This is a genomic window from Polymorphobacter sp. PAMC 29334, from assembly GCF_019431245.1.
Lineage (GTDB): Bacteria > Pseudomonadota > Alphaproteobacteria > Sphingomonadales > Sphingomonadaceae > Polymorphobacter_B > Polymorphobacter_B megasporae.
Genome location: NZ_CP080245.1, coordinates 240,853 through 252,927, shown reverse-complemented (window position 1 = coordinate 252,927; position 12,075 = coordinate 240,853). Strand labels below are relative to the sequence as shown.

Below are 12,075 nucleotides of genomic sequence, written 5' to 3'. Positions count from 1 at the left end.
GTCTCGACGCGCGCGGCCGCGCTCAGACAGCTCGCCGGCCCATCCCCAGCGAGCGACGGCGGCGCAGCCCTGAGCCAGCCAGGCCGATGCCTGTTATCATCATCGCCCAACTCGCGGGTTCGGGAACCGTCGATATTTCAAGCGTACCTTCCCCGTCCGTCGCACCGTCAGCGATCACGAACCTGCCCGTATCGAAGGTAAAGTCGGGACCCGAGCCCGATGAAAACCGTTTCAATCCGGTATCGATGAAGTAGAAGAGTGGACTGCCGAGGTTCGTGCCGTACTGAGCGACTACGGTGTTCGCGGGAACCAGAGCGCCATCTCGGTAGATTGAGACGTTGGAGAAGATCGTCGACCCGCCGACGCCGGGCATAGCCGCCGAGGTGTTTAGCGAGAACGTGAAGCTCGTCGGGGTCGAGCTCAAGGCGGATGTTTCCGTCGCGTCGAAATGGAAGACGGCCGCCGACCCGGATGTGGATTGAGATACCAACAACAGGGCAGCAAACGCGGTTGCGATCCATGGCATCTTCCAATCTCCCGACCTGATGGTTTCAATAAATGATGGCTTAAGTCGGGAGGCGATGGAATGGATTTGTGATGAACAGGTGACAATTCGAGATCGGTCGAGTTTCGATGTTGGTCGCTCGATAACCCGGATAGCGCTTCGGCTGACAATATGATCGTTGAATGATCTGCCAGCGATCCCGAGACGGCCAATGCAGGGTAGTAAAGCTTATGGCTGACATGGTAATTGTCGGATACCAACCAAAACCGGGGCACGAGGGAGATCTTCTGAATCTGATCCGCGAGCATGTTCCCGAATTGCGCCGCCTCGGCCTTGCAACCGAGCGCCCTGCGCTCGCCATGCGCGCCAAAGGCGGCGTGATTTTAGAGGTCTTCGAGTGGAAGGAGGGTGCGCTCGCTTCGGCACATGAGAACCCGTACATCCTCGCGATGTGGGCGAGATATTCGGCTGTCTGCGATTACGTCCCTCTGAACAAGCTGCCTGAGGCGCAAGACATGTTTGCGCAATTCCAGCCGATAGATTTTGACTGGCGAGGACAGTAGTGCACGTCGGCGGCGACGCCTCGACCGATTATTAAGCGCCGGCGTCAACGACGATGCGAGGTCAGGAAATCGATGCTGACCGCTTCAAGGCGAAGAAGACTCGGCGCGCATCGGATCGTCGACTCGCAAAAGGGTCCGATATCGCCCTTGCCGACTTGTCCCTCTTGAAATCCAGGTCTTCGAAGTGCGGTCGGTACGTTGCGACAGCTCCAAAAGCGATATCGCGAACGTCGAGTCTTAATCGTCTCGATCAGCACACGACGACCCGACCGAGCCCAACGCGTTCGATGCGCAGGCGAACAACCGCTGGCCGCATTGGGACGTCGGCCCCTCGGGCATTGTCTCTAGGGATTGGACGAATAGTCCCTGACCCAATATATCCTGGTCGAAGCGGACGGCAGAATAGTTGCGGTGGGAGAGGGTGTAAGCGATGTAGAGTCACCCCTATAGGGGTGACGATCGCCCGGTCCGGATGAGCGCAGCTAGTTATGGCCTCCGACGATGGCAATTGAAACCGGCGTGTGGACCGAGGTTGCATGCTCCTCGGCGAGTTAAGCGACAATGCCGACCTCGTCTCCGCGGAAGCCGTTCGATTCAGGTAGCAGGTAGGCCGACAATGAACTCGCGAAGAGCCTGGCCAATCTCGTGCGGCGAGTCCTCCTGCAGGAAGTGTAACCCCCTCACCTGCACCTCCGTCTGGTTCCTCCAGCCTCGACAGAACTTAACCTCGCTGCCCTCCCTTAGGATTGTCCCCGGCTCGGCCTTGACGAAGAGCTTCGGCATGTCGTTCGTCGACATCCATTCGGAATAGCGCGCGACGATCTCGCAGACGTCCGCCGGCTGCCCGTCGTCGAGGATCGGCACCTCGCGCGGCCAGACCAAGGTCGGAATTCGCGACTCGCGCGTGGGATACGGTGCACGGTACCGTGCCATCTCGACATCGCCCATCTTCCGCATGACCATCTCCGGGATTGTGTTTTCGACGAAGAGGTTGTTCTCGAGACAGTATTCCTCACCCATCGGACCGTCAGATTTCAGCGATCGGAACATTGGCTCAATCGGTCCGAACTCTGCCCACGCTCGTGTACGCACGACCGCTTCCATGTAGCAGACGCCGGCGACGGATTCCGGGAACCGTGCTGCGCGGTCGAACCCGAGGGCGGAACCCCAGTCATGGACGACGAGGACGGCATTGTCGCCGACGTCTGCGGCATCGAACCAGGCGTCGAGGTAGGCGGCTTGGTTGACGTACCGGTAGTCATAGAGCGGCGAACGCCCGGATTCACCCATGCCGATCATGTCCGGCGCAAGACACCGTCCGAGGTCGGCCACGTGGGGAATCACATTCCTCCACAGATAGGACGACGTCGGGTTACCGTGGAGGAACACAATCGGGCGACCATCGCCCAAGTCGACGTAGCTCATAACGGAATCGAGGACCCTGCAGCGCTTGCGAGGATGCCGATCGAACGCCTCGATCTTCGGGTCCGGCTGCTTCTCGGTCATATCGGTCTCCATCGTCTTCGATCTGTCATCGGATCGTTGCCCGGCTTTTCGCGCCGCGAATTCGGGGCCTCAGGCTCAGGATAGGCCTACCGGCGGCGTAGCTGCGAACAGCTGCTGGACGCCCAGCGGTGCGCCGTACTGATAGGTGCGCCGCTCACCCCAGGGCTCGGAATGCGCCCGACCCGTTCGGTCGACGACAGTATAGGTCGATGCGGCAGGGTGGCCGGCGGCGCGATCGACGAGCCAGTCGGCGATCACCGTGAAGAATGGCGTCCCGAGCTGGGATGATCGAGAGCCGCCCATTCCGTGCTCTTCACCGGCGTACATCACGAGGGTCTTGGGGCCGACGACCGCGTTCATGTGGTCAAGCGTGCAGGAGATGTCGCTGAGCGAGTCGTCCTCCCCGGCCATGACGAAGTAGGGCATGGCGATCTGCGCGCTCAGCGGGCGGACGTCCATCCTGAGCATGAACGCCTCCAGCGCGTCCTCGTCGTCAATACCCGCCATGAACATCATGCGCTGACGGAACGACGGTGACGCCATCTCCAGGAGCGGCCAGTTATATGGCTGGAAGCAGGTGTACATCACCGCGCACGCAGCAAAGCGCGGCTCGGCCGCAGCCATCTGGGTCGCCCAGAACGAGCCGAACGACAGGCCCCAGGCCATGATCCGATCTGCGTCGATCTCCCGCCTAGCGGAGAGAAGATCGATCGCGGCCGTTCCCACCTCGCCGTAGAACTCCGGCTCATACCATATGCCGCGCGTAAGCGAGGTCCCCTGGCCGGGACCGTCGATGACGAGGCATGCGAAGCCTCGCCGCAGGAAGCGATCGCCCGACGAGCAGATCGCCAGTTCCTTAGCCGCATCCATACCCTCGATCATCACGAGACACGGCAGCCGTCCGCCTGCATAGCCCGGCGGCAAGTGGAGGTAGGCCGCGAGCGACTTGCCGCGGTACGGCACTTCGACCGCTTCTACGTGATGATCGGCACGCTTGGCGTATTCCAAAAAGCATTCGGTTTTCTTGCTTTCGAGCGTTCGCAAGAGCTCGGTGTCGGCGAAGATCGGCCACTGCGCGCCGCCATACATGACTGATGCCGCGAAGAAGGCGTCGCCGGCACTGACCTCGTGACCCGCGACCGAGGCAGCGCACGCCTGGACCTCGAATCGGCGCGCAACTCCGGCGAACTCGGGGACGATGTCGTCCCATCGTTTCACCATGCTTGCGAGGCTCAGGACCGGACCCCTGTGGTCCACGCATAGAGGCGCGCTGAGATACTGAAGACGACTCTGATCGAATTCCGGGCCAACGACCTTGATGACAGCATCCAGCAACCAGCGCTGATTTCGGAAGCGCGATACGCGTCGCTGCTCGGTATAAGGCACGCTAGGCATAAGAGACTCCCTGGATATAACTGATTGAATACATAGTTATGGGTTGTGTTCCCTTTTTAATTAAATTTAGCTCAAAACCGAGCGGAGTGGCGCAGGAGCGCAGATATCAATGAGGCTATTGCATTGACGAGTGAAGCAACGAAGCTCCCAACGGCTCCGCGACGCCGTGATCGTCAGGCTACCGAGGCCGCATTTATCGCCGCGGCTACAGAAATCTTCGCGGAGCGTGGGTTCGAAGCCACCACAACAAAAGCTGTAGCTCGACAGGCCGGCTATTCCGAAGCTCTGATCCAATTGTACTTCGGCGGAAAGGAGGGTCTGCTCCTCGCCGTCATCCAGAACGAGGGAGGAGGCGAAAACGAGCTTAGCGAGTTCAATGCGCGTCCCCTCGCCGACGACCTCGAATCCGAAGCTCGGGAAACGCTTGCGTTCATGATCGATCTGCTTGTTCGCCGCGCGAGCGGTCTCCGCATCGTGCTCGCGCGCGTCTTGGTCGATCCGAAATTCAAGGACGGTTTCAACTGCGCCACAGTGCGTAAGAATGCTAAGCGGGCTTTGATAGCGCGATTGGAGCGGCACCGAGACCTCGGGCGATTTAGACCGGACGCCGATCCGGCGGCGTCAGCCGAACTTCTGGTCAGTCTGGGGTTCCAACTGGGCTTCATCCATGGAGAGATACTCGGCGGCAGCTCCGTGGACCGCGATCAGCTGGCAGGTTCATTCGCTGCCTTATTCGGGCGTGCTACCGCCAACTCGTAACTACTTTGTTTAAGCTTAGGCGTTTCCAATCGGAAGAGCCGAGTGCGGATCCTGACCTCCCAGCGTCACTCTCGGAAGACAGAACGCGGGCATAGCGGAAGGCCATCCTTCAGGCGTGACGCCGGTCAGGGTCAGGGCGCATTCGATTCAGGGATCGCCGTTCGTAGATTTTGCTGAACTAGGCTTCAGCCGCACAGCGCGCCGTATAATGGAGGGGCGCGCGTTCTATCCACTTGCGCCATTGTGAGCTGCGGCGTCCGGGTTGCGTAAGATGATTTATTTGACGTCGACGATCTCGCGAGGATGAAGCGGGTTTTTTCCCGCTGGATGTGCGTCACGCAATCCGGGCTAGGCTGGGAGTTCATCCTGGGTTCGACCCGTAGGCTTCGGCGGACGTGAGCAGTTCTCAGTTAAGCTCCACGACTTCCAACCCGACCGTCTCCAAGTAAACCTTCGAGGACGCCTCGTCGTGCCGATTGGACAATCTGTCCATGCCGTCAAGCATGCGGCCGCGGCCATTGTGACGGACGAGAAGAGGATGCAGCTGCGCGCAGCAATGTTATCAGGGCCGTCAGCGCCAGAAGCGTGTTATACCAAGACTCTCTGATCAGAACCCATGCGCCCATGTCCGCAGTCCGAGCGACATGATCCGCCACGGCTGATCGGTGAGACAGTTCCAAGCGAAGCAGCAATGATCGAGGATGTCATCGTAGGATTTGAAGATGCGGTTCGACAGCCAGTTGTCGCGCATAAACTGCCAAACGTTTTCGACCGGGTTGAGCTTGGGGCATTTTGGCGGGAGCGGCAAGAGGGTGATATTGGCCGGAATGACCAGCGCCCTTGAGCCGTGCCAGCCCGCCTGATCGAGGAGAAGCACGGCATGGGCGCCGCATGACACGGCGGCCGCTATCTCCGCGAGATGCAGCGTCATCCCCTCAATAATGCAGCGTGGCAGGACCAGACCGGCGCCTTTGCCCTCGGCCGGGCAGATCGCGCCGTAGATATACGCCGACGTGGTGTGCTGGTCCTTGGGCGCCGATGGCCGGGTCCCGCGCTTGGCCCACCGGCGCGTGATGCCATTCTTCTGGCCGACCCGGGCCTCGTCTTGCCACCATAGTTCTATAAGTGTGCCGACTGGGAGCGTCGCTTCGATCGCTGCCAGCTGGGCGGGGAAGTCTTTTTAAAAACGTCGATGGCATCGGCCCCTTGCGCATGATGCCGGAGCCGGGCCGTCAGCTTGCGGTAGCCCATGGCGCGCAGATCACGGCTCAGGGTCTGCTTGCTCACCGACACGCCATAGTCGTCGAACAGCCACTGGATCAGGTCGACGATCCGCCAGCGCACCACCCCATGCGAGGCCGGGATCGGGCCTTGCTCGATGATCGCAGCCAGCGCCCGCTTATGCTCGGGACCAAGTACCGGGCGCGGACCAGGCGCCTTACCATCCAGCAAGCCATCAGGGCCTTGGGCATTGAACCGCAAAACCCAATCCCGCACCGTCTGCAGACCAACACCACCGACCCGCGCCGCTTCTTGCCGCGCACCGCCATCGTAAATCACCGCCAGCGCCAGCAACCGCCGAACCTGGTTCGCGTGCCCGCTCAGTCGCGCCTGCCGCCGAACACCAACCCCGTCAAAGTCGTCCCGAAGCCCAACCGCCGATGCCACCGCAAACCTCCCACAGCATGCGATGTTGAATCAGATCACGCCCTTCTTGGGAATCCCCCGCGTTGAGTCAGAGACCAAGGGATCTGGTATTAGCCTTCTCGACGTGAAGAAACGAGGCCATCGCGCAGATTTCATCGAACGATTTCGGCTAGACAGCGGCGACCGCTAGTCGCCCTCGATAATTGGCAGCCCGGAGTTCTGTCGCGAGATCGCGCCGCGTAAGATCGCAAAGCAAGAGATTAAACGAGTAGTCAAACTTTGTGAGCCGTAGACATTTTCGTGGCGATCGATTCCAAGACCTTGGACAGGACGGCTGACGCCCGATCGCGCGAAATCACGAACGGCCTCTCCAGCCTGATGTCGGCAGCGTCGAGCATTTGGTGAAGCACATCCTCGTGCTCTCTGGTGATTCCCATCAGCGACGCGAGACTTTGGAAGTTTCCGGGCAGACTAAGTGCTTCGATCTCGTCTAAACGAAGCGGTGCCCGCATGATCACTTCGCTCTGCTTTGCCGCGAAATTGAGCAGTGCCTCTCCTTCGCTACCATCCCTTGCGCAGTATGCAGCGGCAGCGGCCACGAAACTTTCGTCCGCCCAGAGCGAAGAAATATCCAGTATTACTTCTGGTTCCCGTGGGACGTGGGCGAAGATGGCACCGGCTGCAAGGCGCGGATGCCCGAATGAAGCGTCGTCTCCCAATCTTTCGACGTGTTCATAATCCGTGCTCCAGCTCGTAACGCTGCCTTCGTCGAGAAGTCCGCTGAGGAATAGAGGCGCCAACTCGGACTGATCGTGTGTCATATATAGATGCCGCTTGCGATACAGCCTCCCGCCGGGCCGTCGGAACTTTGCTGGAAGCATCGCAGCCTCGCGCTCGATCGCAGCGGCAATCGGAATTCGGGCAGACTTGTCGCGCTTCCAACCGCGCTGCCATCGCCCGAGTGCGTCGAGAAATTGCGAGGTGAACAAGTTGGCGATCCTCGTTGTCGAACATGCTGCCTTATACGACATCACGGAGAGCGAAGCAGACGTCGCTCGGTTCCGACGCGTTCGGTTGTCACAACTGGGTGAAGAAACTTCGGCTATTAAAGGGTCCTTGATGACCCGGTTTGGTAGGCCAAATACGAATAACACGGCGCTCATGCCCGTGCTATAATAGCGCGTTTAAATGTCCGATTGACGCTCGTCCCCGACCGTCAATCGGCGTTCGAGGTCGTCGACCATCTGCTCCGCGAAGGGAGTGACGTCTTGGTCCTCGAATTCTATCCGGACTGGGAGGCGTACCTCGACCGCTGTCGTAAGATTGGCGGTTCACAAATACGATGCCGCTCAACACCCGCCGATCATCGACACGGGGCCTGCCGTGGCTCTTGGGAAAATACGGCTCAAGCCGAGCCATCTGCTCGTCGGTCAGCCAGTACAGGTCGCTAATGCCCAGTCTCCTTGCGGAGCCCAAATCAGATTGCGACGCCCAGATCAATGGGTCCTGACCCTAGCAGAAGCGCAGTCACGCCTTAAAAACTCAGCTGGGTAATTTACGCCAACTCAGCAATGCGTCAGGATCATTCTTGTAGTTGTCTATGCAGAGCGAATGGCCTTAAGAAAGCCTACCTCACCCGCATCGGACGAACGAAATAACGAATTCATATTCATGTCCGGGGACTGGTCGCCATTTGGCTCAGGCACGCGAGGGTTTCCAGTCCACGATAAAAGCCGGCACACTCGCTTGTTAATCATCCAGCGACCATTGGTCCGGACCAATTCATCATCGTACCAACCAGTGCCCATCCACGAAGGTCCTCCCTCCGCAGCGTCGCGCACCAGTAACCAGTTACCATAGCAGAATGCCTTTGCCGTATCGCCATCTACCTGAACGAGATGTCCCATCATTGTGTGCTGATGATTGTCGAGCGTCTCGTGAAAGTTTTTGAACCCCTGTTTAAATTCGGCTCGATTCTTCCATGCCACTGCGGCTGGACCCAGATCCATGATAATGTCATCGGTAAATATTCGGTCAAACAAATCCCACTGGCGCGCATCTAACGCGAACGCATAGAGGTTAAGGGCCTCAATGATCTCTGCCTTATCGTCAGCCACGATCAAGTCTCCCTATCTAATTTCATTAGCCACAATGAGAGGTATCTCAGCCGAAAATGGCTGTCAAATTGCGCGATCAACGGCTTCGCTGATCGGAGACACCCATGAAAAATGCCCTTTAAGCTCCGTCTGCAAAGTCACCTGATGACCCGGTGAATCCTGATTGACTCCGCGGGCTGGTCAATTTACCGATCATCGCTGAAACGGCCTCGATGAAGAGGGCCTCGGGAGTGGTCGATGCACATGGTCTTCACGCGTTGACGATCGTGACAGATGTTTTGGCCGGCCTGATGGCGGGGCCCATCCGCGGCTTGGCCTATGAGACCCCGACTGAGTCTGGTTTGACTAGCGGCGATGGCGAGTTTCGCTATCAGGAAGGCGAGGCGGTGACCTTCCTGCTCGGTGGCTTGGTGTTGGGCACCACGGCGGGCGCTCCCCACGTAAACCTTGCCCAGCTCGTGAACCGCGTAGCAGGGAAAGTCGACAAGCTGCGCGACCCGCTAGTGACAAATCTCGCGCGTCTGGTGCAGACGCTGGACCGCGACGGTGGCGGCGAAGGGGGGGTGACCATCGATCCATCCGTCCACGGTCTCGTCGGCCCTGTCGTGCTCAACTTCAATCAGGGCACTGCCGGTGCCTCGGAGATAGTTGACGCGAGCGGGGCGACGGCGACAAATCCGCCAGGAGTGTCCAATTTCGCCGACGATGCGGCGGTGGTCGCCATCCTCGCGAGGTTGAACGCCGCGCCGGGCGTCTTCATGGGGCATGAGCCCCGCAGACTTGTCGGCGCCGCCGCGGCTAGGAACGAGCTCCGCCGGAACATCCGGGGCATCATCAAGGCGTCCGACGTCAGGATACCGCTACGCGACGGTTCCTACGTCTGCGCCGACGTTTTCCGGCCGGCCGACAGTGGCCCCCACCCCGTCGTCATGAGCAAGGGCTTCTACGGCAAGAGTTTCTATCACGAGTGCGTCTGCGACGATGCAGAGGCCCTCGCCAAAGAGGAGATGGAGGACCGCTACTTCTCCGGTAATCCGGACGGTCTCCAATACGAGAATCACGAGAGCGTCGACTCGTCGGTATGGGTGCCGAACGGCTTCGTGTGCGTCCGCGTCGACGCGCGCGGCGTGTGCAACAGTCCCGGCGTGCAGGCTCCCTTCAGCGTTCAGGAGGCGGAGGATTACTACGACGCAATCGAATGGGCCGGGACGCAGCCGTGGTCGAACGGCAACGTTGGTCTGTGGGGGATGTCGTATCTGGCGATGGCGCAGCACAACGTCGCGAGCTTGCAGCCGCCACACCTGAAGGCAATGATCGCTCAGGGTACCGATGCAGACATCTATAACGAGGCTCTCTACGGAGGCGGCATCTTCGGGTCCGGATTCTGGAACTGGTGGTGGAAGATCTGGTCCGGCGGCAACCACTGCGGCGACCGGCGCGAGACCGACTGGATGGCGCGTGTTCTCGCTACCCCGTTCAACGATGAGTCAGCTTATGGTCCGCGCGGGTCGATCTTCATGCGCCCGGAACTCGGGAGGGCGACGGCGCCGGTTTGGATCGTCGGACCGCAGACCGGCGTCACGATTCACCAACTCGGCAGCAGCGAAACCTACATTCATTCGACGGGCGCGAAGGCTAGGAAGTTCGACTTCGTCGACGCCTGGTTCCCGGACTGCTACAATGAGATGAATACTGTCGAGCACATGCGCTGGTTCGACCATTGGCTCAAGGAGTCCGACAACGGCGCGATGGACGGTCCGCCGGTCCGGATCCAGGTGCGGACCGGCAACGGGTCCCACTACGTTCGCGAAGCGTCGGAATGGCCGTTGAAGGAGACAGACTACCGTCGGTGGTATCTTGACGCGCGGCCGTCGGGCTGGACCGGCGACGCCAAGCGTGGCTCGGTCATGCACATCGGCCCGGATCTTCCGGAGGATGATCGTAGCGCGGCATACGACGCCCATCTCGACCTCGGCCAGCCTTCTATGGCGCCGACCGGCTCAGTCGACGGCACGCCGCGCTCATCGACGGGCGTGGCATTTGTCAGCGAGCCGATGACCGAGGACATGGTCCTGGTCGGATACATGAAGGCCGGTCTCTGGGTGTCGTCGACGAGCCCTGACATGGACGTCTTCGTCTCGCTCCGCGTGATCGATGAGTCTGACAGGGAGATCCGCTACGAGACCCTCGTTCATCCCATCGACCCCATCAACCCGCACCCCGTCGGTCACGGCTTCCTAAAGGTGTCCCACCGCCGCCTCGATGAGACTCGGGCGACCGGATACTGGCCGGTGCACACCCACCTCGAGAGCGATCACGCGCCACTCCGGGGAGAGGAGGTCGTCGCGATCGAGGTCGGCCTCAATCCCAGCAGTGCGCTGATCCGCAAGGGCTGCCGACTGCGGATAGACATTCAACCCTATACGCCCGCCGGCCTGCCGGTTCGGGCGTACGACGCGAGCTATCACGTCGGCGCCTTCAACACGATCTGGACCGGTCCCGGCTTCCCGTCTTACGTCCAGCTGCCTATCGTACCGGCGTCGATGTCTTGACTCTAGGCGTCGCCCTACCATCGGAGCGCCTCGAGCACGGATCCAACCTTCCGCGTATCGTCCAGATCGTCCTGGGCAGCGACGATCTCCCGCTCTGCAAGCATCTCTACTCTACTGTCTTCGGCTTCGCCGGCGCAGGCGATCGCCTGACTTACACGCGGCACAACGGTCAGGTGATGGGCTTCGGCGGCTGGGGCGGTGCGACGATCCTATATATGGTTGGCCGACAGGAATTGCTGCAGCTCGAGTTCTGGACCCACACTTCCCCGCGCCAACGCGCGATGTCCGCTGACTGGCGACCGAACGATATCGGGTTCTGTCGTATCGGCATATCGGTTCCCGACTTCGATGGGACGCTTGCGCGGCTCGCCGAGTTCGGCATCGCGACGCTGACGCCGCCCGCCACGTCCGGCGGCTCGCGCAGGGTCTGCTTCCGTGATCCGACTGTCGGCATCCCGGTCGAAATCATGGAAGAGGGTCCTCGACTCCCAGGAGATCGAGACCGCTACCACGACCTCGGGCCTGCGGTCGTCTACGTTGCCGCGTCGGTAACCGACATCGACGATGCCGTCGGCTTTTTTCGCGACGTGGTGGGCCTCGAGCCTTGCGACGTCCAACTGCATTCGTCGAAAGACGAGGCGCTTTGGGGGCTCCCCGACGCCAAGCGGACCGTCGTAACGCTCCGTGGCGGCACCACCTTCCTCGAACTCGTCCACTATGCACGCCCCGCGGGCAGAGCGCGGCCGCTCGACGACGGGCTCGACCGCCAGGGCTTCAAGACGATCGCCGTGGGCTCACGCGATCCGCTGGACACCGAGAGTGTCTTCCGCCGCGTCAAGGCCGCCGGGCTCGGGTGGACGGTCGCCGAACCGGCATCATTTGTAGGCGGCAACCACGTCATTGGCGCCGTCGCCCACCACATGAAGACGCTATCGGTGCCGCATGAGGTCGAGCGGCAATTCGGGTTCTCGCCGGAACCCGCGAAATGGTGGCGCCCGCCACCACGGACGCAATCCGTTTGATCGAACCGG

General features: G+C 60.6%; 10 protein-coding genes and 1 pseudogene. 4 read left to right on the top strand and 7 right to left on the bottom strand.

Annotated features, from left to right (window positions below; translation table 11 throughout):
- Nucleotides 1-22: 22 nt before the first annotated feature.
- Nucleotides 23-526, bottom strand: a complete 504-nt coding sequence (locus tag KZX46_RS22325; protein WP_219777255.1) for a PEPxxWA-CTERM sorting domain-containing protein — start codon at nucleotides 524-526, stop codon at nucleotides 23-25.
- 209 nt (nucleotides 527-735) lie between these two features.
- Here KZX46_RS22325 and KZX46_RS22320 point away from each other — a divergent pair, with 209 nt between their 5' ends.
- Nucleotides 736-1,068, top strand: a complete 333-nt coding sequence (locus tag KZX46_RS22320; protein WP_219777254.1) for a hypothetical protein — start codon at nucleotides 736-738, stop codon at nucleotides 1,066-1,068.
- 594 nt (nucleotides 1,069-1,662) lie between these two features.
- Here the strand turns inward: KZX46_RS22320 and KZX46_RS22315 are convergent.
- On the bottom strand, nucleotides 1,663-2,574 hold the full coding sequence (locus tag KZX46_RS22315; RefSeq protein ID WP_219777253.1) for a haloalkane dehalogenase: 912 nt from the start codon (nucleotides 2,572-2,574) through the stop codon (nucleotides 1,663-1,665).
- A gap of 75 nt (nucleotides 2,575-2,649) precedes the next feature.
- On the bottom strand, nucleotides 2,650-3,969 hold the full coding sequence (locus tag KZX46_RS22310; RefSeq protein WP_219777252.1) for a S9 family peptidase: 1,320 nt from the start codon (nucleotides 3,967-3,969) through the stop codon (nucleotides 2,650-2,652).
- 123 nt (nucleotides 3,970-4,092) lie between these two features.
- Here KZX46_RS22310 and KZX46_RS22305 point away from each other — a divergent pair, with 123 nt between their 5' ends.
- Nucleotides 4,093-4,728, top strand: a complete 636-nt coding sequence (locus KZX46_RS22305) for a TetR/AcrR family transcriptional regulator (protein ID WP_219777251.1) — start codon at nucleotides 4,093-4,095, stop codon at nucleotides 4,726-4,728.
- Between the two features lie 607 nt (nucleotides 4,729-5,335).
- Here KZX46_RS22305 and KZX46_RS22300 read toward each other — a convergent pair.
- From KZX46_RS22300 to KZX46_RS22285, 4 genes and pseudogenes are all read right to left on the bottom strand, one after another.
- A protein-coding gene (locus tag KZX46_RS22300; protein WP_219777250.1) for an IS630 family transposase occupies nucleotides 5,336-6,396 on the bottom strand; the annotation gives its coding sequence in 2 pieces (ribosomal slippage) (nucleotides 5,336-5,904 and nucleotides 5,904-6,396; 1,062 coding nt in all).
- A 251-nt stretch (nucleotides 6,397-6,647) separates the two neighbouring features.
- Nucleotides 6,648-7,364 carry a hypothetical protein gene (locus KZX46_RS22295; protein ID WP_219777249.1) on the bottom strand — a complete coding sequence of 239 codons (717 nt, stop codon included), beginning with the start codon at nucleotides 7,362-7,364 and terminating at the stop codon, nucleotides 6,648-6,650.
- Nucleotides 7,365-7,701: 337 nt separating this feature from the next.
- A pseudogene (locus KZX46_RS22290) lies at nucleotides 7,702-7,827 on the bottom strand (transposase); the annotation flags it as partial.
- A gap of 146 nt (nucleotides 7,828-7,973) precedes the next feature.
- Nucleotides 7,974-8,492, bottom strand: a complete 519-nt coding sequence (locus tag KZX46_RS22285; RefSeq protein ID WP_226896330.1) for a nuclear transport factor 2 family protein — start codon at nucleotides 8,490-8,492, stop codon at nucleotides 7,974-7,976.
- 230 nt (nucleotides 8,493-8,722) lie between these two features.
- Here KZX46_RS22285 and KZX46_RS22280 point away from each other — a divergent pair, with 230 nt between their 5' ends.
- Together KZX46_RS22280 and KZX46_RS22275 are read left to right on the top strand one after the other, a co-directional pair.
- Complete coding sequence (locus KZX46_RS22280) at nucleotides 8,723-11,044, top strand: CocE/NonD family hydrolase (RefSeq protein WP_226896329.1); 2,322 nt, start codon at nucleotides 8,723-8,725, stop codon at nucleotides 11,042-11,044.
- Nucleotides 11,041-12,066, top strand: coding sequence for a hypothetical protein (locus KZX46_RS22275; protein ID WP_219777246.1), 1,026 nt, complete (start codon nucleotides 11,041-11,043; stop codon nucleotides 12,064-12,066). The genes KZX46_RS22280 and KZX46_RS22275 overlap by 4 nt, the downstream gene beginning before the upstream one ends.
- Nucleotides 12,067-12,075 lie beyond the last annotated feature (9 nt).